24 protein-coding genes and 4 tRNA genes are annotated in these 24,380 nt (G+C 52.0%); 13 read left to right on the top strand and 15 right to left on the bottom strand.

All coding sequences use genetic code 11. The features are described from left to right. Nucleotides 1–187: 187 nt before the first annotated feature. Entirely contained in the window at nt 188–1,567 is a 1,380-nt protein-coding gene (gene ppnN, locus DU506_RS03415; RefSeq protein ID WP_114485549.1) for a nucleotide 5'-monophosphate nucleosidase PpnN, read from the bottom strand. A 140-nt stretch (nt 1,568–1,707) separates the two neighbouring features. On the opposite strand from ppnN, the gene DU506_RS03410 reads away from it, so the two are divergent. Then, nucleotides 1,708–2,586, top strand: a complete 879-nt coding sequence (locus DU506_RS03410; RefSeq protein WP_114485548.1) for a LysR family transcriptional regulator — start codon at nt 1,708–1,710, stop codon at nt 2,584–2,586. Between the two features lie 44 nt (nt 2,587–2,630). Here DU506_RS03410 and gcvP read toward each other — a convergent pair whose 3' ends face one another. Both gcvP and gcvH read right to left on the bottom strand, forming a co-directional pair. Continuing rightward, nucleotides 2,631–5,522 carry an aminomethyl-transferring glycine dehydrogenase gene (gene gcvP / locus DU506_RS03405; protein ID WP_114485547.1) on the bottom strand — a complete coding sequence of 964 codons (2,892 nt, stop codon included), beginning with the start codon at nt 5,520–5,522 and terminating at the stop codon, nt 2,631–2,633. An 82-nt stretch (nt 5,523–5,604) separates the two neighbouring features. Continuing rightward, on the bottom strand, nt 5,605–5,994 hold the full coding sequence (gcvH, locus tag DU506_RS03400; protein WP_114485546.1) for a glycine cleavage system protein GcvH: 390 nt from the start codon (nt 5,992–5,994) through the stop codon (nt 5,605–5,607). Between the two features lie 523 nt (nt 5,995–6,517). Here gcvH and DU506_RS03390 point away from each other — a divergent pair. After that, nucleotides 6,518–7,861, top strand: a complete 1,344-nt coding sequence (locus tag DU506_RS03390) for an alanine/glycine:cation symporter family protein (protein ID WP_415843639.1) — start codon at nt 6,518–6,520, stop codon at nt 7,859–7,861. 126 nt (nt 7,862–7,987) lie between these two features. Continuing rightward, a complete protein-coding gene (gcvT, locus tag DU506_RS03385) occupies nt 7,988–9,100 on the top strand; it encodes a glycine cleavage system aminomethyltransferase GcvT (RefSeq protein ID WP_114485543.1) in 1,113 nt (370 codons plus the stop codon). 56 nt (nt 9,101–9,156) lie between these two features. On the opposite strand, the gene DU506_RS03380 is transcribed toward gcvT, so the two are convergent. From DU506_RS03380 to DU506_RS03370, 3 genes are all read right to left on the bottom strand, one after another. Continuing rightward, nucleotides 9,157–9,999, bottom strand: coding sequence for a LysM peptidoglycan-binding domain-containing protein (locus tag DU506_RS03380; protein WP_235825419.1), 843 nt, complete (start codon nt 9,997–9,999; stop codon nt 9,157–9,159). 77 nt (nt 10,000–10,076) lie between these two features. After that, nucleotides 10,077–10,958 (bottom strand): acyltransferase, encoded by an 882-nt coding sequence (locus tag DU506_RS03375; RefSeq protein WP_114485541.1) that lies wholly within the window; start codon nt 10,956–10,958, stop codon nt 10,077–10,079. A gap of 121 nt (nt 10,959–11,079) precedes the next feature. Further along, nucleotides 11,080–11,979 carry a LysR family transcriptional regulator gene (locus tag DU506_RS03370; protein ID WP_114485540.1) on the bottom strand — a complete coding sequence of 300 codons (900 nt, stop codon included), beginning with the start codon at nt 11,977–11,979 and terminating at the stop codon, nt 11,080–11,082. A gap of 149 nt (nt 11,980–12,128) precedes the next feature. Here DU506_RS03370 and DU506_RS03365 point away from each other — a divergent pair, with 149 nt between their 5' ends. After that, complete coding sequence (locus DU506_RS03365) at nt 12,129–12,827, top strand: CoA transferase subunit A (protein WP_114485539.1); 699 nt, start codon at nt 12,129–12,131, stop codon at nt 12,825–12,827. Between the two features lie 59 nt (nt 12,828–12,886). Continuing rightward, nucleotides 12,887–13,555 carry a CoA transferase subunit B gene (locus DU506_RS03360; protein ID WP_114485538.1) on the top strand — a complete coding sequence of 223 codons (669 nt, stop codon included), beginning with the start codon at nt 12,887–12,889 and terminating at the stop codon, nt 13,553–13,555. Between the two features lie 47 nt (nt 13,556–13,602). Here the strand turns inward: DU506_RS03360 and DU506_RS03355 are convergent, their stop codons facing one another. Further along, entirely contained in the window at nt 13,603–14,370 is a 768-nt protein-coding gene (locus tag DU506_RS03355) for a VOC family protein (RefSeq protein ID WP_114485537.1), read from the bottom strand. A 119-nt stretch (nt 14,371–14,489) separates the two neighbouring features. Next, the gene (locus DU506_RS03350; protein WP_114485536.1) at nt 14,490–14,756 is read right to left on the bottom strand and encodes a GrxA family glutaredoxin; all 267 of its coding nucleotides are present in this window, start codon (nt 14,754–14,756) and stop codon (nt 14,490–14,492) included. Nucleotides 14,757–14,921: 165 nt separating this feature from the next. On the opposite strand from DU506_RS03350, the gene hybE reads away from it, so the two are divergent. Beyond that, nucleotides 14,922–15,326: a [NiFe]-hydrogenase assembly chaperone HybE gene (hybE, locus tag DU506_RS03345; RefSeq protein ID WP_114485535.1), complete on the top strand. Its 405-nt coding sequence runs from the start codon at nt 14,922–14,924 to the stop codon at nt 15,324–15,326. A 122-nt stretch (nt 15,327–15,448) separates the two neighbouring features. After that, the gene (locus DU506_RS03340) at nt 15,449–16,225 is read left to right on the top strand and encodes a 3-hydroxybutyrate dehydrogenase (protein ID WP_114485534.1); all 777 of its coding nucleotides are present in this window, start codon (nt 15,449–15,451) and stop codon (nt 16,223–16,225) included. A gap of 5 nt (nt 16,226–16,230) precedes the next feature. Here the strand turns inward: DU506_RS03340 and DU506_RS03335 are convergent, their stop codons facing one another. Genes DU506_RS03335 through DU506_RS03325 form a run of 3 tightly spaced genes read right to left on the bottom strand, consistent with a single transcriptional unit; the run spans nt 16,231 to nt 18,497 of the window. After that, entirely contained in the window at nt 16,231–16,770 is a 540-nt protein-coding gene (locus tag DU506_RS03335; RefSeq protein WP_114485533.1) for a response regulator transcription factor, read from the bottom strand. A 33-nt stretch (nt 16,771–16,803) separates the two neighbouring features. After that, the gene (locus tag DU506_RS03330) at nt 16,804–18,072 is read right to left on the bottom strand and encodes an ATP-binding protein (protein WP_114485532.1); all 1,269 of its coding nucleotides are present in this window, start codon (nt 18,070–18,072) and stop codon (nt 16,804–16,806) included. Between the two features lie 8 nt (nt 18,073–18,080). Then, nucleotides 18,081–18,497 (bottom strand): hypothetical protein, encoded by a 417-nt coding sequence (locus tag DU506_RS03325; RefSeq protein WP_114485531.1) that lies wholly within the window; start codon nt 18,495–18,497, stop codon nt 18,081–18,083. Nucleotides 18,498–18,641: 144 nt separating this feature from the next. Here DU506_RS03325 and pyrC point away from each other — a divergent pair, with 144 nt between their 5' ends. Continuing rightward, complete coding sequence (gene pyrC / locus DU506_RS03320; protein ID WP_114485530.1) at nt 18,642–19,679, top strand: dihydroorotase; 1,038 nt, start codon at nt 18,642–18,644, stop codon at nt 19,677–19,679. Nucleotides 19,680–19,808: 129 nt separating this feature from the next. On the opposite strand, the gene mtnN is transcribed toward pyrC, so the two are convergent. Genes mtnN through folD form a run of 3 tightly spaced genes read right to left on the bottom strand, consistent with a single transcriptional unit; the run spans nt 19,809 to nt 21,928 of the window. Continuing rightward, nucleotides 19,809–20,513, bottom strand: coding sequence for a 5'-methylthioadenosine/S-adenosylhomocysteine nucleosidase (gene mtnN / locus DU506_RS03315; RefSeq protein WP_114485529.1), 705 nt, complete (start codon nt 20,511–20,513; stop codon nt 19,809–19,811). Between the two features lie 28 nt (nt 20,514–20,541). Further along, complete coding sequence (locus DU506_RS03310) at nt 20,542–21,009, bottom strand: S-ribosylhomocysteine lyase (protein WP_114485528.1); 468 nt, start codon at nt 21,007–21,009, stop codon at nt 20,542–20,544. 52 nt (nt 21,010–21,061) lie between these two features. After that, nucleotides 21,062–21,928, bottom strand: a complete 867-nt coding sequence (folD, locus tag DU506_RS03305) for a bifunctional methylenetetrahydrofolate dehydrogenase/methenyltetrahydrofolate cyclohydrolase FolD (RefSeq protein WP_114485527.1) — start codon at nt 21,926–21,928, stop codon at nt 21,062–21,064. A 189-nt stretch (nt 21,929–22,117) separates the two neighbouring features. On the opposite strand from folD, the gene DU506_RS03300 reads away from it, so the two are divergent. The 4 genes from DU506_RS03300 to DU506_RS03285 all read left to right on the top strand — a co-directional run bounded on the left by DU506_RS03300 (nt 22,118) and on the right by DU506_RS03285 (nt 22,676). Then, nucleotides 22,118–22,194, top strand: a tRNA-Pro gene (locus DU506_RS03300). A gap of 75 nt (nt 22,195–22,269) precedes the next feature. Then, nucleotides 22,270–22,346, top strand: a tRNA-Arg gene (locus DU506_RS03295). Between the two features lie 132 nt (nt 22,347–22,478). Next, nucleotides 22,479–22,553: transfer RNA gene (locus tag DU506_RS03290), tRNA-His, on the top strand. A 48-nt stretch (nt 22,554–22,601) separates the two neighbouring features. Further along, nucleotides 22,602–22,676 (top strand) — tRNA-His (locus DU506_RS03285). A gap of 14 nt (nt 22,677–22,690) precedes the next feature. Here DU506_RS03285 and DU506_RS21425 read toward each other — a convergent pair. Continuing rightward, on the bottom strand, nt 22,691–22,909 hold the full coding sequence (locus tag DU506_RS21425; RefSeq protein ID WP_147273732.1) for a hypothetical protein: 219 nt from the start codon (nt 22,907–22,909) through the stop codon (nt 22,691–22,693). Nucleotides 22,910–22,986: 77 nt separating this feature from the next. On the opposite strand from DU506_RS21425, the gene tig reads away from it, so the two are divergent. Continuing rightward, nucleotides 22,987–24,342, top strand: a complete 1,356-nt coding sequence (gene tig, locus DU506_RS03280) for a trigger factor (protein WP_114485526.1) — start codon at nt 22,987–22,989, stop codon at nt 24,340–24,342. The last annotated feature ends 38 nt before the right edge of the window (nt 24,343–24,380 follow it).

The following is a 24,380-nucleotide window of genomic DNA, read 5'->3' as shown; positions in this document are numbered from 1 at the left end:
AAACCGTTCCGCGCCGATGGTAGTGTGGGGTCTCCCCATGCGAGAGTAGGTCATCGTCAGGCACCTATCCCAAAAAAATCCCCCGAGGCTAATCGCCCCGGGGGATTTTTTTTGCCCGGAAAACAGGCCCAGCCTCTCGGCCCGCACGCTAAAATAAAGCCGCCAAGCTCAGCGGCTTCAGAAGGCCTTAATTCAGTATATAACAGGGTACATAATCCTGACCGGCTAACTTCATTCGGCCTTGAACAACAAAAGAGCTTAGTAGAACGTCTAGTCGTCGCATTAATTCCGGTTCAGCTGTCAACTTGAACGGGCCGTATTTATCAATGGCCCGAATGCCTTGTTCTTTGACATTGCCTGCTACGATACCCGAAAAAGCTCGCCTCAAATTGGCGGCTAGTTCATGGGTCGGTTGATTTCTGTGGAGCGCTAATGCCTCCATAGCTGCGTGCGTGGGTTCAAAGGTAGATTGAAAGTCTCGTGCTATGGTCAGGCGCCAGTTGTAATAAAAAGCGTCTTGGTGAGTTCGTCGAAAATCTGTTACTTCATCAATTCCTTTGCGCATCAATCGGGCTACTTGGGTAGGGTCGCCCGTTATAATTGTGTAGTGCTTTCTTACTTTTTCTCCCAAAGTATAAACAAGGAATTCATCGATTCTATGAAAATACTCCTCTGAGCTTTTAGGGCCAGTGAATATGAGGGGAAGTTGCATCTCATGATTGTCTGGGTGTAATAAAATACCTAAAAGATAAAGAATTTCCTCAGCAGTTCCTACACCCCCTGGAAATACAACAATGCCATGCCCTAGACGCACAAATGCCTCGAGCCTCTTTTCTATATCTGGCATTACGACAAGCTCGTTTACAATGGGGTTTGGGGCTTCAGCAGCGATAATGCCTGGTTCTGATACGCCCAAATAACGTCCATCACGGCGCCTTTGTTTTGCATGCGCTACGTTGGCACCTTTCATCGGTCCTTTCATGGCACCTGGCCCGCAGCCTGTACAAATGTCTAGATCGCGTAATCCTAAGTGATAGCCCACATCTTTGGTGTATTCATACTCTTCCCGAGAAATTGAATGACCTCCCCAGCAAACGACCAGGCTCGGGTCACGCCCTGGTTTTAATGTTCCAGCTTTACGTAAAATATGAAAAACAGCATTTGTGGTGCCTTCAGCGGTCGAAAGGTCGAAGCGTTTATGGTGCTGGATTTCGTTATATACATAAACAATATCTCGAATGACCGCAGATAGATGTTCACGTATGCCGCGAATCATGCGTCCATCGACAAAGGCTTCAGCCGGCGCATTAGTGATTTTTAAACGAATGCCCCGGTCTTGTTGCAATACTTCAATATCAAAATCTTTGTAAGTTTCAAGTATCTCAAGGCTGTCATCTGTCGGGTTCCCACAATTAAGTACTGCGAGTGCACAACGTCGCAATAGGTCGTGTAAGCCGCTTTTGGAAGTACGATGCAGGCGATTTACTTCATGCTGAGAAAGAACTTCCAAGCTTCCTTCCGGGGAAATGATGCTGGAAATGGTGTCAACACCTTGAGAATTTAACATTGGGATGCTCGTGGACAGTGAGATTTTGACTTTCTATCATGCTATCACGCTCTATGCGTCAGTGCAGCGCTGTGATGTTGGAGGCTAGCTGATAGAATGCTGAATAAGGCAAATTAGGTATAGATGAGTTGGCACAGTTTATGTTCAATGCACAGTATTTTCGTACTTATATCACGCTAGTGGAAACCGGTAGCTTCACTCGTACGGCCCGCCGGTTGGATATGACGCAACCTGGTGTGAGCCAGCATATCCGTAAACTGGAAAGTTACTTGGGGAAAGTGCTGCTGGAACGGCAAGGAAGAAGCTTTACTCTGACAGAACCTGGTCGGAGGGCTTACGACTATGCACTCAAGCTATTTTCAGAGCACGAACAATTTCGTCATGGTTTGGATGATGACTCCTTGGATAGCGGCGAGTGTCGTATTGCTTCGCCAGGAAGTGTCGGGCTTATGTTCTACCCTTATATACTCGGCCAGCAACAAATGCATCCGAATCTGACGGTTAATTATAGCTTTGCATTTAACCATGAGATTGTTAACGATCTATTGGAAGGGCGCTATGATGTAGGAATTGTAACTGAGCCTGTAAAGCATCCTGAATTGAAATGTAGCGTATGGCATCAAGAGCCGTTGTGCTTGGTGGCCCCGGCTGATTTTACAGGAAGTACGTTGAGTGACCTGATGGGACTTGGCTTCATCAATTACTATGATGGCATTAACCAAGCCAGTAACTTCTTGAAAGAAAACTATCCTGGCGAGTTTCGCTCCATGACGCATTTCAGGCATCAAGGGTTTACCAATGAGGTAAGCATGGTGCTGGATGCAGTTGCGCGAGGGCTAGGTTTTACCGTAGTTTCACGGCTGGTTCTCGAAACTTCACCATGGCAGAGGCAGGTTAAGGAACTCACATTTAACAAAACAACAAATGAGGTGTTGCACGTATTGCAACGCCGTGATTCGGTTCTGCCTAAACGCTACGAAAAATTATTGAAAGGTTTTAGGGAGCAAAGAACGCAGTAAACTGACCCACTTACCTTATTGAAAATAAGTGGGTCTTGTTAAGGTTAACTGCGATATTCTTCAATGCTTGGGCACGAGCATATAAGCTGCCTATCCCCAAAAACATTATCTACACGATTAACCGAAGGCCAATATTTGCCCAACTTCACGGCTTCTGACGGGAATGCACCCAGCTCGCGTGAATAAGGCCGATTCCATTCTTCAACAAGATCAGCCTGAGTATGAGGGGCATTGACCAAGGGATTATTGTCTGCCGGCCATTGACCATTTTCAACTGACTCAATTTCCTGGCGAATTGCGATCATGGCATTGCAGAAGCGATCAATTTCGTAGCGAGATTCCGACTCGGTTGGCTCGATCATCAGCGTGCCGGGCACGGGGAATGACATCGTGGGAGCATGAAAACCATAATCCATCAAGCGCTTGGCAATATCTTCTTCGCTGATGCCTGAGGTGGCTTTAAGAGGACGAATATCAATAATGCACTCATGTGCAACCGTGCCATTATCGCCTTTATAAAGGACTGGGTAATATTCCTCCAGCCGTTTAGCGACATAATTGGCATTCAAGATGGCAAGTTCGGTTGCTTCTCTGAGTCCTCGGGCCCCCATCATTTTGATATAAGCCCATGAGATTGGCAGAATCGAGGCGCTACCAAATGCCGTCGCTGAAACAGCGCCGCTATCTGGATTAACTCCTTCTATTGGGGTCACGACATGGTTAGACACAAATGGCGCCAGATGAGCCTTAACACCGATAGGGCCCATGCCGGGGCCGCCACCGCCATGCGGTATACAGAATGTCTTATGCAAGTTCAGATGTGATACATCGCCTCCAAAATCACCTGGGCGTGACAAACCGACCTGAGCATTCATGTTGGCGCCATCGATATACACTTGGCCTCCATGCTTATGCACGATACTGCACGCTTCTCGCACACTGCTTTCGAACACACCATGAGTGGAGGGATAAGTCAGCATGATGGCGGAAAGGGACTCGCTGTGTTTTTCCGCTTTGTTGCGTAAGTCATTCAAGTCGATATTGCCGTCCTGATCGCATTCAACCACGACGACTTCCATCTGTACCATGGCGGCGGAGGCTGGGTTGGTACCATGGGCTGAACTGGGAATCAGACACACATTGCGGTGTGCTTCTCCTTGAGCTGCCTGGTAACGACGGATGGCAACCAAACCAGCGTACTCGCCCTGGGCACCAGAATTGGGTTGCATGGAAATGTGGTCATAACCTGTAATTTCGGTTAAGAAAGCTGCCAACTCATCAATCATCTGTTGATAGCCGGCCACCTGATCACGCGGAGCGAAAGGATGAAGTTGGGAAAACGCCGGCCATGAGATGGGAATCATCTCGCTGGTAGCGTTGAGTTTCATCGTGCAGGAACCCAGCGGAATCATAGCGTGAGCTAATGACAGGTCCTTGTTTTCCAGACGCTTCAAATAACGCAGCATTTCCGTTTCGCTATGGTAGCGCTGGAAGGTCGGGTGAGTCAGAAATTGACTTTCACGCCGACAGGCTTCGGGAATCCCGCTGGTTCCTTGAGCCATGACGGCATCGTCGAGTACCGCGACCGACAGTGTGTGCTCATCGCCGAGTACCACCTCGAACAGCATGGTAACGTCGTGTGCGGTGGTGGTTTCATCCAGACTGATACCTACGTCTCCATTATCGAAATAACGCAGGTTGATCTCATGCGTCATTGCGCGCCCATGAATCTTGCCTGAATCCACCGCAGTCAAACGCAATGTGTCAAACCAGCTGTCGTGAGCCAGTTCAATACCGCTTTGCTTGAGGCCTTCCGCCAGGATCGTGGTAAGTCGATGCGTGCGATGAGCAATTTTCTTGAGCCCTTCAGCCCCATGATAGGTGGCATAGAACCCGGCTATATTGGCTAGAAGGGCTTGGGCGGTGCAGATATTGGAAGTAGCTTTTTCACGCCGGATATGTTGTTCGCGTGTTTGCATTGCCATGCGTAGTGCAGTTTTTCCGCGACTATCCTTGGAGACGCCAATTATGCGACCCGGGATTGAACGTTTGAGCTTGTCCGAAGTGGCAAAGAATGCTGCATGTGGACCACCGAAGCCCATGGGAACGCCGAAGCGCTGCGAGTTACCCACGACGATATCCGCCCCCAAGGCACCCGGCTCCTTCAATATCACTAAGCTGAGAAGATCAGCGGCCACGCAGGTCATGATGTGGTTATCGGTGGCTTTTTTCAGTAAGGGCGCCAGGTCGCCGATTTCCCCGGAATTGCCTGGATATTGGAGTAGCGCGCCAAATACATCGTGATCGACAAGTGCTTCAGCCGGGCCAACAATAATCGAGAAGCCAAAGAACTCTGCGCGGGTTTTGACTACATCCAGGGTTTGGGGGAAAACATTCTCGGCCACGAAAAACGCAGATGAACGGCTTTTCTTGTTGGCTCTCTTGCACAGCGCCATCGCTTCCGCTGCTGCCGTAGCCTCATCCAACAGGGATGCGTTGGCCAGGTCCATGCCAGTCAGATCCATGATGACTTGCTGGAAGTTGAGCAGTCCTTCAAGTCGTCCTTGAGAAATTTCCGGCTGGTACGGTGTATAAGCCGTATACCAACCGGGATTTTCCAGCACATTACGTTGAATGACGGCAGGCAGGTGGGTGCCGTAGTAGCCTTGACCTATGTGATTTTTTACGACTCGATTTTGCCGGGCAAGACGTGCCAAATAGTCGAGCGCTTCGGCTTCGCTACGTGGTTCATCCAATGCCAGTTCACGCCCCAGGCGTATGTCCGAGGGGATTGTCTGCTCTATCAGACTAGCCATGCTCTTCATGCCTAATGTGCCGAGCATTGCAGCGGTATCATCTGCGTTAGGCCCGTTATGGCGCTTGAGGAAGGCGTCGTGGTCGGCCAGTTCGGCCAAGCGGCGTTGATCAAAAGACATAAGAGAATTCCAGGCGTGTAGGCACGACAGCGCAATCGAGTTGAAAAACAAGAAGGCTCGTTAATGAAAAACGGGTTACGTATCAGGCTTGAGTGTTGATAGTCGCTTGATATGCTTGTGCATCCAGCAAGTCCTCAATAGAGGCTTCATCAAGACGAACCTTCATGATCCAGCCAGCCTCGTACGGCGCTTCATTGACGATTTCCGGAGAATCCTCCAAGGCCTCATTGACCTCGATGACTTCTCCTTGGACAGGAGAGTAAAGGTCGGAAGCAGCCTTGACTGACTCAATCACACCAAACTCATCGCCTTTTGCAAGCGTACGCCCGACATCGGGTAGCTCCACGAATACCACATCGCCCAAAGCCTCTTGAGCATGATCGGTGATGCCGACCGTGACGGTGCCATCCTGGTTGTCAAGAACCCATTCATGGCTTTTTGCATACTGTAAATTAGCAGGAACGTTGCTCATTTTAATTTCCTATATGAAACGATTTTCCGGGCGGTGAATACTAGCGTCAACAGCGCCGTTTGGCGAACCTTCTCCACGTCCGGGCTACGGTTCTTCCCCAGGAAAATAATTGTCGAGAAGCATCATGCCAGCTTTGCTTGCCACAAAGTCAGCAAGCATCAAACCTGGCGAGATGTTGATGTATGGTAACGAGTTTCCTATCGGAAACAAGTTTTCAAGCAGCTTCGTCATGGTAAAGAAACAGGGCAGTGAGTCGCGGAGCGCAAAAAAACCAAGAAATGAAAAAATAGATCATGATTTTATGGTTCATACCTAACAAAGCATGGAAGTATGCCAGGAAAATGGTGTAAAACATGCCAATCGTGCTGGGTTTTTGCTAGGCCACGATGGGACTGATGTAGATAAGCATTAGCCATAGCTAGGGTTATTGAGTCAACACAAATAAGACAATATCAAGGAGAACCAGGTGGATGCATTAATTAGCATTTTCGAAGCAATCAATGGTGTGGTGTGGGGGCCATTGATGCTGATATTGCTGCTGGGCGTCGGCCTCTACCTGCAGTTGGGTTTGAAACTAATCCCCATCAGAAAGCTTGGTATGGGCTTCAAGCTTATGTGGCAGGGTCGTACGCCGAAGACAGCGGCTGCCAAAAAAGCTGAGGCTGAAGGGGAAATTTCTCCATTCAACGCATTGATGACGGCGTTGTCCGCAACGATTGGTACCGGCAACATTGCCGGGGTGGCAACGGCTATCGCGTTGGGTGGCCCTGGAGCCGTGTTCTGGATGTGGATTACGGCGTTGGTGGGCATGGCTACCAAGTTTGCCGAAGCTGTACTGGCGGTGCGCTATCGGGAAACTGATAGCCTCGGCTACCATATTGGCGGCCCGATGTTCTATATCAAGAACGGCCTTGGAAAAAAATGGCTGTGGCTAGGAGGAGCATTTGCTTTCTTCGGCGCCGTTGCCGCTTTTGGTATTGGTAATACCGTTCAGTCCAACTCAGTAGCGGATGCTTTGGACTCCACTTTTGGTATTCCTCATTGGCTGACAGGCATCACCATCATGGTGCTCGCCGGGGCGGTAATCCTCGGGGGGATCAAGCGTATAGCCAAAGTGGCCGGCAAGTTGGTCCCGATTATGGGCATTGCCTATATTGTGGCGGGATTGGCGGTATTGGTGGTTAACGCTGATCAGATAGGTGAAGCCTTTGGCTTGATTTTCTATTATGCCTTCAACCCGATGGCTGCTGCAGGTGGTTTTGCGGGGGCGGCGGTCATGGCGGCGATTCGTTTTGGTGTCGCCCGTGGAATATTTTCCAACGAAGCTGGGCTTGGTAGTGCCCCGATTGCTCACGCAGCGGCCCAAACCAAGAATCCGGTACGCCAAGGGTTGATTGCGATGCTGGGTACGTTTATCGATACCATCGTTGTGTGCACCATCACCGCCCTGGTCATTCTCACTTCCACTGTATGGATTGGAGGAGAAGCGGGGGCTTCGTTGACGGCCTTGTCTTTCGATGCGGCGTTGCCTGGTTTCGGTAATCAAATTGTCTCGATAGCGCTGGCAGTATTCGCCTTTACCACTATCTTGGGATGGTCGTTTTACGGCGAAAAATGCTGCCAGTTCCTGTTTGGAGTACGCTCCATCATGGTCTATCGCGTGCTGTTCGTACTCGCGATCCCGCTTGGCGCAATAGCCCAGCTGGGCTTTATCTGGCTGATGGCGGACACGTTCAATGCCATGATGGCCATACCTAACCTGATTGCTCTGGCTCTGCTGTCGCCGGTGGTGTTCAAGTTGACCAAAGATTACTTTGATGGAAAAGAGGTGCTGCCGGGTGAAGAGCTGGACCACGATCAGGCATGAACCCAATGATGGCATGAGTGATGCGCCGGTAGTATAGAGTGAGAAGGCCTTTGTTGGGCCTTCTCTCTTTTTGTGTATCAATATCGTTATGAAATAAATTACCAATGGCAAAGGTAGGAAGCAGACATGAACAATCTCAAGCGTACCCCACTGCATGCACTACATGAGTCGTTGGGAGCTCGGATGGTGCCCTTTGCAGGCTATGAAATGCCGGTGCAATACCCCATGGGGGTGAAGAAGGAGCATGAACATACACGCAAGGCTTGCGGGCTTTTCGATGTGTCGCACATGGGGCAAATCAAGTTCTCTGGCGACAATGCAGCGCAGGCGCTGGAAACTCTGATTCCTTCGGACTTGGTAGGCCTTGAAGTGGGAGCGCAGCGTTATGGGCTATTCATCAGCACTGAAGGAGGAATACTTGACGACTTGATGTGCGTAAATGCCGGCGATCATTTTTATCTGGTGGTCAATGCCGCTTGTAAAGATCAGGATGTAGCTCATTTGCGCACTAACCTGGGCGAAACCCATGAAATCACAGTGCTTGATCGGGGGTTGCTCGCGTTACAAGGCCCACAAGCTTCTGAGGTCATGCAGCGTTTATGTCCAGAAGCCTGTGAGCTGATCTTCATGCAGCATGGGCGTTTCGAGATTGACGGTAGCGAAGTATGGATCAGCCGCAGTGGTTACACGGGAGAGGATGGCTTTGAAATTTCTGTAGCCGCTGAAGATTGCGAAGCCTTGGCCAAGCATTTGTTGAATGAGCCTGAAGTGGAGGCGATTGGCTTGGGTGCCAGAGATTCGCTGCGCCTGGAAGCGGGACTGTGCCTTTACGGACATGACATGGATGCCAATACCACCCCTGTTGAAGCCGGATTGATATGGGCGATTGGCAAGGTGCGTCGTCATGGTGGAGCGCGCGCCGGTGGTTTTCCCGGTGCTGATCTAGTGCTGCATCAGGTGGATGCCAAGGATCATACTCGAAAGCGTGTTGGCTTGATTGCCGATGGCAAAGCGCCGGTACGCGAAGGTGCGGAGCTGTTCGATCAGGGTGGACACACCGTAGGTGTGGTTACCTCCGGTGGTTTCGGGCCAACGGTAGCTAAACCAATTGCCATGGGGTACGTGAGTGTTGAATTAGCCGAACCCAGCACCCAAGTTTTTGCCGGTGTCAGAGGCAAGCTGTTACCAATGACAGTGGCAAAAACCCCTTTCGTTGCACCTGGGTATTACCGCGGCTGAAACATTTGTCGCATTTCCCCTGTGAGGCTATTGCACCAAGCAGGGGAAAGCAGCGTCTATTTCAAGACTTGGCGTGGGTCGATCGGTTTCCCCGCCTGGCGTAAATCAAACAGGAGGTCATAGCGCTGAGAAGTCACGCTCTGCCCTACCTCACACAACGGATCGCCACGCGATACCGTAGTGCTCTCCTTTACTAAAAGCTTGTCACATAACGCATAGACGCTTTGCAGATTATTGTCATGATGCACGATCACCACCTGCCCGAGTTGGCGCATGGTGCTGGCAAAGCGCACTTCGCCGGGTGCAACCGCGAGCGCTTTGGCGCCTGCCTCGGTGGCCAGCAACATGGGTTGCAGAGTGCCACGGCTGTCGGGGCCGAAGCGTCGAACAATCCGATAATCGTTTAGGGGCCAAGCCCATTGTCTTGCCGAGGCAGGTAAATCCATATTGATGGATGCCGCTGGGGTTGGGCTGGTTGTATTACGCTGGCTGGGTGTCGTTCGTGAACCTGAGGATGCAGTGATTGTCGATGTGCCTCTCAAGGGCACGCTTATCACTTGCCCAATACGCAGTTGTGTCGGTGAGATACCTGAGTTGGCTTGCTGAATGCGGGCTGGCGTGGTGGCGAAATGTCGTGCAATAGCCGAATAGGTATCGCCGGGGCGAACTTGATAGCGGTAAGGACCGCCCGAGGGTGCGCGTTCTTGTTGCGTAGGCATCAACAAGCGTTGGCCGACGGTCAAGCGGTGTGAATCGACCCCTGGATTGAAACGCTGCAATCGTTCAAGAGGCACATTGGCGCGGGAGGCCAGTTTGCCCAGCGTATCGCCACGCCGAACAACAACCCAATTTCCGGAAATGTTATTACCGGCAAGGTTGTTAGACGATGAAACCGACACGCGCTGAGGTGTCTCAGACGTACTTGCGCAGCCAGAAAGTAGAGCGATGACAATAAGTACACCGATAAAGGGAGCGCTCAGTCGTGATCGATCTGCCCATCCAGCATGGCATCTTTTTCTTGCCAGAGTGCATTGAGCCATGAATGAAAGCGTTCCTTATGCTGCGATTCTTGGTGATAGTCCGCTTCTTTCATCCACGAAGGCACTTCAAGCCGTCGTGCATGAAGGGTGACGGGAGCCTCTTGGCCACATAAAAATTTCCAGAAACTGGGTGAGGGGTTTCGGTAGCTAATCGTCACATCCAATATGCCATCCAAAGTGTCGCCAAGCAGATTGAGTACTTGTGCCACACCGCCTGCCTTGGGGCGCAGCAGGTGACGATAAGGGCTCTGCTGAGCATCACGTTTGGTAGGTGTGAAGCGTGTTCCTTCCACAAAGTTAAAAATCGCGATGGGCATCTCCTGAGCGCGATTACACATGCGACGAGTCGCTTCACGGTCAAGATCCGCTAAATGTGGATTCCTCTGAAGATGCTCGCGGCTATAACGCCGCATGAAAGGAAACTCCAGTGCCCAAAAGGCCAGACCCACTACAGGAATCCAGATCAGCTGACGCTTTATAAAAAAACGCGGCATGGGAATACGCCGATGAAGCACCATCAGCAGCATGAAAATATCGATCCAGCTACGATGGTTGGATAATACCAGCCACCATTGTTGAGAGCTCAAATCATCGGGAAACGTGGCTTTCAGGTTTGGCTTGAGCCAGTGACGCATCCACCAAAGATTAAAACCAATCCAGTTAAGTGCGACGCGATCGAGATTCACAAGGAGCCGGCGTTTCATGGCGCGGCTCGGGACGATAATTTTCAACAGTGTCAACACGATAAGAGGTACGCCCCAGAATAGCGTGTTGATTGTCAGCAATAGTATGCTGACCAGCCCCTTGAGAATGGGCATGACAATTCCCTTACTTTTTATCGTCACCAAAGCGTTTTCTCTCATCCCTAGCTGGCTACAATGCTAAAGGATATTGCCTATGCTTCCCAGTGACTGAAAGGTAATGACAAGAAATGAGGTGCTAGGACAAAAGGGTCAGAGTAGGTGCCTGAACGGTTTCTCGTAACACTTCTCTCAATGCTTGGGCCGCAACGGAAAGTTCGTCGTGCGTCAGAATTCCGACAATGCAGGCAATACTCGGTGCGGTAAGCGGTATGCAGCGTGCTCCTAAATCATGCATCTGGCGAATGCACATGGAGGGCACGGCACTTACACCCAGTCCTTCCGCAACCATGCGTCCCACCGTAGAAAGCTGATGGCTTTCAAACGCCACAGGAAGGTTGATCTGACGTTTTTCCAGCTGTTGTTCCAGTAAGCGCCGTAGCATCGAAGGGCGCTGCAGGGTAATGAAATCCTCTTCAAGTAACATTGACCACTCTAAGGCGGGGTAGTTGGCCAAAGGGGAATTCAAGGGAACGACAGCAACAAACTGATCCTTGAACAGAGGAGTGAACGATAAGCTTCCCACCCCTTCCGGAGAAAAGGCGATTCCCATTTCAACCTGGCGTGACCGCACCATTTCGGTGACTTCCTCGTTGATTACATCATGCACGGTGATGTTGATTTTGGGATAGCGTTGACGGAAAGCGACCAGAGCGGTGGGCAATAGGTTACACGCAAAAGCCGGCATGGCGGCTACGCTTAACCTGCCTAGTTGAAGTGTGAAACGCTGGCGCAGCAGGTCTTCTGCATTATCCCACTGCGCTAACAAGTGCTTGGCCAAGGGAAGCAGAGATTCTCCTTCAGGCGTAAGGCGGACACTACGTGTACTACGTAAAAGCAGTTTGCCACCCAATGTTTCTTCGAGCCCTTTGATGGTAAGGCTGAGGGCAGGCTGCGAGAGGTGGAGCCGTTCGCAGGCCTGAGTGAAGCTCAAGGTCTGGGCGACAGCCAGAAAGGCACGAAGCTGTTTGACGGTCACTGAGCCTCCGAAAGACAGAAAATAGAAAATTTAAAAAATAAATAAATTAATAAGAAAAACAAACTTAACAAATATATTGCCAGACCCAACACTGGCAGTACAGTAGTAGGGTTCCTTGTTCCATCTGAAAAACAACGTGAGGCATAAAAATGGCCGGATTCGATAAGCGAGTATTTTCCTACGAACAGGCAATGGAAGGCATTGAAGACGGCATGACGATCATTGCCGGTGGCTTTGGTCTGTGCGGTATTCCTGAAAATCTGATTGCCGAGATCAAGCGACGCCGTGTCAAGGATCTAACGGTGGTTTCCAACAATTGTGGGGTCGACGGTTTTGGTTTGGGCCTACTGCTGGAGGATCGTCAGATTCGTAAGATTTTCGCCTCTTATGTCGGTGAAAATGCCTTGTTCGAGCAGCAGATGCTCAACGATGAAATCGAAGTGATCCTGACGCCTCAAGGCACCTTGGCTGAAAAGATGCGTGCTGGCGGCGCGGGTATCCCCGCTTTTTATACCGCTACCGGTTATGGCACTCCTATCGGAGAAGGCAAGGAAGTCCGTGAATTCAATGGACGCCCGCATATCCTTGAAGAAGCCATGACGGGGGATTTTGCCATTGTGAAAGGCTGGAAAGCCGATCGTTACGGGAATGTGGTGTATCGCCATACGGCACAAAATTTCAATCCCATGGCCGCGACAGCAGGCCGGATTACCGTTGTTGAAGTCGAAGAAATCGTCGAACCTGGCGAGCTGGAGCCCAGCCAGATCCATACGCCGGGTATCTATGTTGACCGGATTATCCAAGGATCATTTGAAAAGCGCATCGAGAAGCGCACCGTGCGCAGCTGAACTGCTCTGTTTACGCCTAATGGCATTTCAAGTTTCTGTTAGAACAAGAGGTAATCATCATGGCTTTGACACGTGAACAAATGGCTCAGCGCGTCGCACGTGAACTGGAAGATGGGTTTTACGTCAACTTGGGTATAGGTATTCCTACTTTAGTGGCTAACTATATTCCCGATGGCATTGATGTCATGTTGCAATCGGAAAACGGTCTGTTGGGCATGGGGCGTTTTCCAACGGAAGATGAGCTGGATCCGGATATGATCAATGCCGGCAAGCAAACGGTTACTGCACGCCCTGGGGCAGCGATTTTCTCGTCGGCTGAATCCTTTGCCATGATCCGAGGAGGACACGTCGATTTGACGGTGTTAGGCGCCTTTGAAGTTGATCAGAACGGTAATATCGCCTCTTGGATGGTGCCCGGCAAGCTCATCAAGGGCATGGGAGGTGCAATGGATCTCGTGGCGGGTGCAGAAAATATTATCTGCACCATGACGCATGCTTCCAAGCACGGTGAGTCCAAATTGCTGGAAAGTTGTAACCTGCCATTGACCGGTGCCGGTTGTATCAATCGCGTATTGACTGATCTAGCTTATCTAGAAATCAAGGATGGCTCGTTTATTTTAAAAGAGCGCGCCCCCGGGGTAAGTGTCGAAGAGATAGTCGAGAAGACCGCAGGTAAGCTCATTGTGCCTGCTCATGTGCCAGAAATGACTTTCGAGGAAGTTGTCTGAAAAAAAAACGGCACACGCTTTTACCACCGCCCCGAAAGGGGCGGTGGCTAGGCTAGCTCACAACGCGTGTGATGAGGAAACAGGAGTTCCGCCACTCTTCCGTGAGCATTTCCCGTCCGTTTTTCTGCCAACGCCAAACCACCAAGAGATACGCGGTGTTCATCGCCATCAGAAAATGGCAAACGTTGGGCTGTGGTGGGGTAAAAACGATAATCAAGTAGCGGTGAAATCGGAAAAATACCGTTATGTCGATCCGCATTGCCCTTCAGTCCCGCTTGTACCAGCTGCTGGTCTAGCTCCGGTAACGTTGCTCCCCAAGTTTCGCAGTTAAAACCTGCATGATGCAGGCGAGGCCCCATGACGGCAAGCCAGCCGGCCAGAGGGTGAGCTTGATAAAGCGATTGATACGTTTCCCAGCTGGGCATTGGCCATGGGCGCCCACGCGATAGTAAATTCTGCCCCCTACAATCTTCCGGGTGAGCCTGGCTGACCAAGTTTTCCAGTTGCTGTCGAGGCTTTCGGGATAAAGTGCCAATTTGTAATTCGGCAAGAACCAACCAACTTCCCGAGTCCGGGGGTGAAAGCAGGTGGACTAACAAGCCGCGGTCAGCCATGGCATATTTGCTGACAGGCCGGTAGCCCAAGTGAGCTAAATTGGTGAGCAAGGCACCGCTGGAAAAAAGACCATGATTCAGTGTGAGCAAGGTGAAGTATTCAGCGGGCACCGGCAGTGAAAATAAGCTCAACGAGCTGATGTCCGGGTGGGCATGAACGTAATCCAGCCAAAGTTGCTGGACGAACTCGTCGCGTTGCATAGCGTTTTCCTCGTCTCCAGACACGCGCATTTGCTCTGGTTGTCACAAGCCTTGATAAGACGAGGTCAGTATAGGCAAGGAAAAGACAACTGCGTTCAACGCAGGAAAACGTCAGAAAGTCAGGCAGAAGGCAACAGTCCTTGTTCGCGCACGTACTGAGCGAATTCGGTGAAACCACCAATATGAGTTTGGTCGACGAAAATCTGGGGAACAGTGTGAATCGGCTTGCCAGCGGTTTTTTCAATATCTGCTTTGGTGACACCCTCTGTCGGCATATCCACATACCGGTAGCCTTGGATAGTTTCCTCACGTTCCAGTCGTTCGGCTAATTGTTTGGCACGTACACAGAAAGGGCAGGACATACGCCCAAAAATCACTACAAACATGGCATCTTCTCGCAAAAGTCAGTGAATAAAGGGCTAAGGGCTAAACACATTTACCTTATGATGCCATTTTGCCGGAGCATCATGCTCTTGGCTAATAGCCAGAAGCTACCTTGGCCATGAAAAAGCTATATCAAGTTGAATGAAACAGATAGGAGAGCAAGATAAGTGTTGACGCAGGATGATTATCGTCGCCTGGCGAAGCTGGCTACCGAGTACCGGGATAAACATTTCAAGGCGCTCAAGCAGGCAGCCTGTTTTAATCCGCGACTGGGTGTGGATGCCCTGTGTTTTCAACAGTTGGACCAAGGGTTGCTGGTGGGTGCCTTGATTACGCCGACAGCGTTGTGGCTGGTTGCGTTGCCTGTCGATGGGCAAGCAACGCTGTATGAAAAAAATCTGAGTATTACGCTGCCTTCGGGAACGTATCGATTGCACCAAGAAACGCTGGGAGCTCATCATTGCCTGTGGAAACGTTGTATTCTTGAGGACCTTGGGGCTCTGGAAACCATGGAAGAAGCTGCACGGCTGGCTCAGTCAATGATGAGTCGTTTAATGGAGCCGCCTGCGTGATGCCAGTGTTACCGGAATTTCTTTACGGGTACCTTTGCGAAATAGCTGAATGGTGCCAAGGTAAGTCACAAGGCGAATCACAAATGATTGCTGATCACTCAGTCTGATAAAGGGAAAATCGCATGACAAATACAACCACCTCGGCCATACCACGAGTAGCGCTGGTTACCGGTACCACCAGCGGTATCGGAGAAGCAGTCGTCAAGCATTTCTGTGAGCTGGGCTATCAGGTGCTCGCGGTTGATTTTAACCCGGCGGGAGAGGCGGTGGCGCAAGCTGCCGGCGCTGCTTTTTTCCAAGCCGATCTGACCGACCCCGAGGCCTGTCGTGCCGCTGTCGCTGAGGCCAATAAGCGCTTTGGTGGAGTGGATATTCTGGTCAACAATGCCGGTATCCAACACGTCTCATCCATCGAAGAATTTCCGGAAGATAAGTGGCGGCAAATCATTGACTTGATGCTGACCGCTCCTTTCCTGCTGACTCAGGCGGTATGGCCCAATATGCGTGAATGCGGTTGGGGCCGGGTCATCAATATTGCCTCGGTACATGCGCAAGTCGCATCGCCGGGCAAAGCCGCTTACATTAGCGCCAAGCACGGTATTATCGGTTTGACCAAGACTGCCGCTCTGGAAGGCGGAGAGCAGGGCATTACCGCCAATGCCATCTGTCCGGCGTACGTCAAGACACCGCTGGTGGATAACCAGATCGCCGATCAGGCAAAGCTCAATGGCATGGAGGAGCAGGAGGTCATCGAAAAAATCATGCTCAAGAATGCAGCGGTCAAGCGCTTGATCGAACCCTCTGAAGTGGCGGGAATGGTGGCTTTCCTGGCGTCGGATGCCGCTGGAGCAGTCACCGGCTCCAGCTGGAACATCGACTTGGGGTGGACCGCCCAGTAATCCGGCTATCTTCGCACAGGGCGCTTCTGTAATTTACGTTGCAGTGTGCGCCGGTGCATTCCTAGCGCACGTGCAGTAGCGGAAATGTTGCCATCGTGTTCCTGCAACACTTTCTGGATATGTTCCCAAGTGATGCGATTGATCGATGGCGGATTTTCCGCTACTTCGGCGTTGGGGTCCCCGCTTTCACGCTCGAAAGCAGCCAACACATCCTCGGCATCAGCCGGTTTGCACAGGTAATTCACAGCGCCGAGCTTGATGGCTTCCACGGCGGTGGCAATGCTGGAATAACCGGTGAGTACGACAATCCGACAGTGGGGTACCACTTCGAGTAATTCCGGCAATAATTTCAAGCCGGAGCTATGTTCCAGCTTGAGGTCCAAGGTGGCCATTACCGGGTTGTGTTGGCTTGCCAAGGCAAGTGCCTGTTCCGCATCGTTGGCGATCAAGACTTGGTAGCCACGACGGGTCAATGCACGGCTAAGAACATGGCAGAACATTTCATCGTCATCGATGATTAACAGGCGTGGTTCTGGGGTGTGCATAGCATCCTCGTCAATGATGGCACTTGAATACGTTCAGTTCCGGGTTAGGCGTGGAAGCGTGACTTCCGTCAAGGTGCCGCCCTCGGGGTGGTTATATAAGCTGACCCCGCCCCCAAGGCGATTGATAGTGGCATGGGTAAGGAATAGCCCGATGCCCATGCCTTTGCTTTTCGTGGAAATGAAGGTTTCTCCGAGCTGATCAGCTATAGACATGGCCACACCTGGCCCGTGGTCCCGAATATCAATGACCACTTTACTCTCATTCCAGTCCAGGCGAATGAAGATACTGTCTGGGTTGGCATCGGCGGCATTGTTGAGCAAATTGGTTAATGCCTGGTCTAGGGTCGTGTCGACTGCCACCCAAGGGCGTCCTCGATGCTCGGCTATTTCAAAACGATGACTGACATCGGGGCGCAACACCAGCCAGCGTTGAACCACGGCTGCCAGCCAATATTCCGCATCCAGCACTTCCGGTTCCGCCATCGTGCGACGATCGGCTTGGGCGACCAAGTGTTGCAAGCGCGATTTACAAATATCCACTTGCTGGCGCAGCAACGAAATATCCTGGTCCAGCACAGAGTTTTTCTCGGCCTCATGCTGCATTTCATTGAGCAGGACCGCCATGGTGGAAAGCGGTGTGCCTAGTTCGTGAGCGGTGCCTGCGGCCTGCGTGGCGACGGCAAGCACCTGCTCGTTACGCAAGGCGGCTTCACGAGTCCGTGAGAGCGCCTGGTCGCGGTTGCGCAAGGCATGTGCCATCTTGTAGATAAAAAAGGTCACCAGCCCTGCTGAAAGGCCGAAATTGATCCACATGCCGAGTATATGCAGACTCAAGCGTGTCTCGGTATGGATATGGGCCAGTTGCGGAATTGGTTGGTAGTGGAACATGAGAAACGTATAGGCGGCCATTGCCGTGGCCGCGATGATCCAGGCGTGGCGCCAGGGGAGCGTAGCCGCCGCAATAGTGATAGGAACCAGGTAATAAGTGATGAACGGATTGGTGGAGCCGCCGGTAAAGTAAAAAACCAAGGATAGGCCGATGATGTCAGCTAGCAAGTGAGCCAGGTATTCCGCGTGCGTGACTGCCTTGGGTCGGCCGAGGCGCCACCAGGTGAGCATATTGAGAAGCCCCATGGCGATAACCACGCTTACCACTGCGGTTACGTGTAAATCAAATGCCAGTAATTCGACGCCCACAATGATGGCAACGAGAAAGCCGGTCCAGGTAATACCGCGTACAATGGTAAGCCTGACCAGGTTGCGGCTAGGTGTAGACAGGGGAAGAGGTAAAGCGGCAAGCATGATTGTCGTTACCTACTGGTTGGCTTCAATTCATTGATAATGAACTTGATAAACAATGTCACCACAAATACCAGCCAGCCTGCGGTGGCTAATATATTGAACAGCAATATTTTCGGCGGCACCCAGGTGTTCCCTAGTAACACTTCGAGCAACACATGTAAAAACAAGGTTAAAAGTAAGGGAAGGGCGAGGATATGCATCCACATATCCGTGCGTCGCTTGCGCACATGGTAACGGCGCAGCAATAAACGTAATGGGCGATGTGCCCAGCTGACCAGAATAAGCGCGCCCACTATCGACATGGCGGCAAGTGAAAGCTCGGGACTGCCCCGGGTAACGGAAAAGCTTATCGACCAGGCAAGACAAAGCCAGATCAACCCTTCGATAATTGCGGCCAGGTCGGCAAAGCGGCGCACCTTGGGCATAGTTCTCATTTTCCTGTGATGACATTTGCAGCGGCATGATACGTCAATTGACACTCCCTTGTCGGCGGCTGCGCTCACTTGATTTATCCTGCCGGGAGATTGGTTATACTGGCGGACTTATTTACCTTCAGCACAGGATCTCATGTGGACTCGATTACTTTGACGCGCCCGGACGATTGGCATTTACACCTTCGAGATGACGCGGCCTTGGCTTCGGTAGTGGGGCACACGGCTGCTCAGATGGGGCGAGCCATTATCATGCCCAATCTCAAACCTCCGGTCACCACCACCGACCAGGCAATGGCGTATCGCCAGCGGATCTTAGAGGCATTGCCCGCAGGTGCCGAATTTGAACCCTTGATGACGCTTTACCTCACCGATACCACCACCCCAGAAGAGATCGAGCGAGCGGTGGCGAGTCCCCACGTGCATGCAGTCAAGCTGTATCCGGCAGGAGCCACCACCAATTCAGCGTCGGGAGTGACGGACCTGCGCCATTGCGATGCGGCGATTGCCACCATGGCGCGCCTGGGCTTACCGCTGTTGGTGCATGGTGAGGTGACGGATGCCGATATTGATATCTTTGATCGAGAAGCTGTCTTCATCGAGCGGGTCATGAAGCCGTTGATGGAGCGTCACCCCACGCTCAAGGTGGTCTTCGAACATATCACTACCCGTCAGGCGGCTGAATTTGTGAGCGAGGCTCCCGCCAATGTCGCTGCCACTATCACGGCGCATCACCTGTTATTCAACCGCAATCACATGCTGGTAGGCGGGATTCGTCCGCATTATTACTGTCTACCCATTCTCAAGCGTGAGCAGCATCGGCAGGCACTGTTGGCAGCCATTGCATCGGGAAGCAGCAAGTTTTTTCTGGGAACCGACAGTGCACCTCATGCGCAGGGTGACAAGGAGGCGAGCTGTGGCTGTGCGGGGGCCTATACGGCACCTGCAGCGCTCGAGTTGTATGCCATGGCATTTGAACAGGCTGATGCGCTGGATAAACTCGAAGGGTTCGCCAGTCATCACGGCCCGGATTTTTATGGCTTGCCACGCAATACTCAGCAAGTGGTGTTGAGGCGGGAAAGCTGGACGTTGCCTGAGAGCTATATGTATGCCGAAGGTCAACGCATCGTGCCGTTGCAGGCGGGCCAGGCATTGCCTTGGAAATTGAAGGCGTAACAAAACAAAGGCATGTGTAACCCGTCAAAAAGGGATGAGATCATGTCTCATCCCTTTTTCTGGATACTATTTCTAGATGCTATCTGAAAAACCGGTGCCAGAAGAACCGTCGGTTATGCAGAGAAGGTCTCAGGATGCCAGGCGCTGCAACATCACATCCACCATGCGAGAGGAATGATCGGCAGCAACGCTCAGGAACTGCTCGAAAGAAAGGTGGTTATCGCCGTCTCCCGGAATATCGGAAAGTGCTCGAATCACTACGAAAGGGCAGCCGAACAGAAAGCAGGTTTGCGCGATGGCGGCAGCTTCCATTTCAACGGCGAGCATATCGGGGAACTGGGCGCGTGTGGCCTCGACTCGAGCCGGGTCAGCCATGAAAGCGTCGCCGGTAGCAATCAAACCCTCGCGCACCTGTACTTCGCCCAGGATATCGATGGCGCTTCTGGCCACGTTTATCAAGTCTGAATCCGCCGGATAAGCGGCAGGCATACCGGGCACCTGACCGATTTCATAGCCGAAGACCACGGCATCCACATCATGGTGGCGTACTTCACTCGAGATGATGATGTCACCAATCTCAAGGTCGGTGGCGAACCCCCCGGCTGAGCCGGTATTGATGATGGCATCAGGGCTATGGCGTTCCAGAAGAAGCGCAGTGGCGACCGCGGCGTTGACTTTACCGATACCCGATTGCAGTATCACCACCTCCAGGCCATGGCGTGTGCCGACATGAAAGATTAGGCCGGCATGTTCATAGCTCTGCGAATTTTCCAGCTGACGGGCGAGTTGTTCGACTTCCTGCGCCATGGCGCCAATGATGCCAATACGTTTCACCTTTCTCTCCCTCGTAAGGTAGTTGCCCTCAGGCAAAAACGTTTTTCCATTCATTACGCCCGGCGAGAAACCCGCGAGCAATCTCTTTGGCGCCTTCCAGGCTGTGGCTTGCGGCCCAGCCACACTGCATTTCGTTGCATGCCGGAACCTCTTCCGCCTCAAGGACATCGTTCAATGTCTTTTCCAGCAGATTGAGAGCGTCATCGTAGTCGTCGTGGTTGATCAAAGAGACGTAGAAACCGGTCTGGCAGCCCATCGGGCTGATATCCACCACCTTATCGGTATGGTTGCGAGACAGCTCGGCAAGCAAATGCTCCAGGGAATGCAGGGCGGGCATGTCCATGTGGGCCTTGTTGGGCTGACAAATGCGCATGTCGTATTTGTAAATCTCGTCACCATGCTGGCCGGCTTTGACGCCGGCAAGGCGCACATAGGGCGCCTTGACCTTGGTGTGGTCCAGGTTGAAGCTTTCCACATTCATCTGTTTATCGGTCATCGGAATTCTCCGTCAGTGTGGGCGGCCCCTTCGCAGGCCGCAAAATCACAGCTTAGCCTTGTTGCATGGTATCGTGGTCTTTTGCCGCGTATAAGGTATTTTCCAGCAGTGTCGCCACCGTCATGGGGCCTACGCCGCCGGGTACCGGCGTAATGAATCCAGCGCGCCGGGAGGCCTGTTCGAAATCCAGGTCCCCTTTGAGTGAGCCGTCTTCGCAGCGATTGATGCCCACATCGATGACGATAGCCCCCGGCTTGATCCATTCGCCTTTGACAATTCCGGGCTTGCCTACGGCAACCACCACCAGGTCTGCGCGAGCGACATGAGCTTCGAGGTTGCGCGTGAAACGATGACATACAGTCGTGGTGCAGCCGGCTAGCATTAACTCCAGTGCCATGGGGCGGCCGACAATATTCGAGGCGCCGACTACCGTGGCATCCAGGCCGCGCACGGCAATATCGCTTTTTTCAAGGAGGGTCATGATGCCCTTGGGGGTGCAGGGGCGCAAGACGGGCATCCGTTGAGCCAGGCGGCCCAAGTTGTATGGATGGAACCCATCGACATCCTTGTGGGGCAATATGCGCTCGAGAATCGAGCTTGCCTCGAGATGTTGCGGCAGGGGTAGCTGTACCAGAATGCCGTCTACGGCGGGGTCGGCATTGAGTTGGTCAATCAGCGCCTCAAGCTCGTGTTGAGTCGTCGTCTCGGGCAGGGCGTGCTGAAAGGAATGAATGCCGGCTTGTTCGCAGGCGCGATGCTTGGTGTTGACGTATACCTGGGAGGCTGGGTCGCCGCCGACAAGCACCACTGCCAAACCAGGAGTTCTGGCACCTGCCATACGGCGCGAGCGTATTTTCTCTGCAACCTGTTGGCGGACTTGGGCGGCAATGGCTTTGCCATCGATAAGCTGGGCGGTCATTGAGTCTTTTCCCCGTGACAGGTCATGGTGTCTTGAAGCCGAATGCTGCGGGCAATTTTCGCATGCAACGGCCTTAACTCAAAGCATCCAAAAAATAGCTACGGTTTTGGTGCTTGACTCTAGAAGAGAAATCCGTAATATATGCCTCGCCTGAGCCAAGAAGAGTAACGAGCTCAGGCAAGAAGATGTCGGGATGTAGCGCAGCCTGGTAGCGCGCCTGCTTTGGGAGCAGGATGTCGGGGGTTCGAATCCCTCCATCCCGACCACTACTGACGGAAAATTCGATAGATAAGCGTTTTCTGAAAGTTTCGGTTGTGGTCAGGTGCTCATCACCATCAAGTGCGCCCATAGCTCAACCGGATAGAGCAACGGCCTTCTAAGCCGTAGGTTGCAGGTTCGATTCCTGCTGGGCGCGCCATCAATGATTGTTCATTGGTAGCTCACCGGTTTCAAGCCGCAGCTCAGCAACTGAATAAATCTTTTAAGCGATTACCTCGCTTGATAGATGAATTAAAGAAAGATCGCTATAGACGTGAAAATCATTGCAATGGTGGGTGTAGCTCAGCGGTAGAGCCCCGGATTGTGACTCCGGTGGTCGTGGGTTCGAACCCCATCATCCACCCCATGTTGCAAGCAGGATTTTTACAGATGCTCGACAAAGCTTCAGGTAATGGTGGGTGTAGCTCAGCGGTAGAGCCCCGGATTGTGACTCCGGTGGTCGTGGGTTCGAACCCCATCATCCACCCCATTTACCTTGAACGCTCAATATTTATGCCATCTCCCTTCTTGTTCTTCATCTCCGCTAATTTGTCTCCTGTATAATGCATCGTATCTTTGCGTCATTTCACGCATGGCCTGTGCATCGCCTTCATGATTTCTATATCCTGATCGCGCGGAGTAATAGTCTGAGTAATTGGTGTTGATCTTCCCTTGAAATAACGCATATTGCCCCCATCTTGCGAGTATGGCGCTTGCCAGCATGCGTCAAGCTTCTTAAAATTGCTCTCTTGAGCTTATTCAATGCAATTAACATAACGCCAGCCGGTAGAGGACAATTCATGCAAGTTTCCGTCGAGACGACCTCCCAGATTGAACGCCGTATCACTGTCCAGGTTCCGGCAGCTGAAATCGATGAAGCCGTCAACACCCGCTTGAAAGACACTGCGAAAAACGTTCGCTTGAATGGTTTCCGCCAAGGTAGGGTGCCGATGGCGGTGGTTCGTCAGCGTTACGGTCATGACGTGCGCAATGAAGTCGTGGGCGAAGTGATGCGTGAGCGTTATGTGCGTGCCATTACCGACGAAGGATTGAACCCCGCTGGCTATCCGCAAATCGAAGCAAATGTTAACGAAGCGGGCAAAGATCTTGAGTTCGTGGCTACGATGGAGATCTATCCCGTCGTGGAACTGGCCTCGATCGAAGGTGTCGAGGTTGAGCGCCCGGTAGTGGAAGTAACCGAGGCGGATGTCGATGAAATGATTGAAACGCTGCGCAAGCAGAATGCTTCTTGGGAAGAGGTGGATCAGGCCGCCCAAGAAGGTGATCAGGTTACCATCGATTTCCAGGGCTTCATTGGCGATGAGCCGTTCGAAGGCGGTAGCGCCGAGAATCATGATCTGGTGCTGGGGTCGGGCAATTTCATCCCTGGCTTTGAAGAGCAGTTGATCGGCGCCAAGCCGGGTGATGACAAAGAGATCACCGTGACTTTCCCTGAAGATTATCAGGCAGAGCAACTGGCAGGTAAAGAAGCCACCTTCAAGGTCAAGGTGCATAAGGTCAGCACGCAAGCCTTGCCGGAAATTGATCAAGAATTCATTCAGCGTTTTGGCGTGGATGATGGTGATAAAGAAAAATTCCGCTCTGAAATCAAGAAGAACATGACCCGTGAGGCCACTCAGGCGGTGGATAACCGAGTCAAGCAGCAAGTGCTTGAGGCACTGAAGAAAGCCAACGAAATTCCGGTTCCGAGCTCGCTGGTACAGCAAGAAGTCGACGGCATGAAGCGCCAGGCTGCCCAGCAGTTTGGTCTGGGTGAAGAGTTCGACGTTTCTCAACTGCCGAATGAGCTTTTTGAAGAGCAGGCTAAAGGGCGCGTTCAAGTAGGTTTGTTGCTGGCCGAAGTGATCAAGCTCAACGAACTCGATGCTGGCGATGAGGCCATCAAGGCCAAGGTCGAGGAGCTCGCCGAGCAGTATCAGGATCCCGAGCAAGTGGTCAGTTACTACATGAATAACGACCAGCTAAAAACGCAGGTCAAATCCGCTATTCTTGAAGAAAAAGCCGTTGATAAACTGCTTGAGCAAGCCAGCCTCAAGGATGTTGAAATGTCTTATCAGCAGGCCTTGGCGGCGGCACAGCAGCAAGCCGAGCAGGACGAGGAAGCTGTTGAGGACGACGAGCAAGCCAGCGCCTGATCCAGCTGCAACGAGACGGCCGCACTCAGAAGGTTAAA

The organism is Vreelandella rituensis (assembly GCF_003336665.1).
Taxonomy (GTDB): Bacteria; Pseudomonadota; Gammaproteobacteria; order Pseudomonadales; family Halomonadaceae; genus Vreelandella; species Vreelandella rituensis.
The sequence above is the reverse complement of the archived record's forward strand: the minus strand, read 5'-3'. Positions and strand labels throughout refer to the sequence as shown.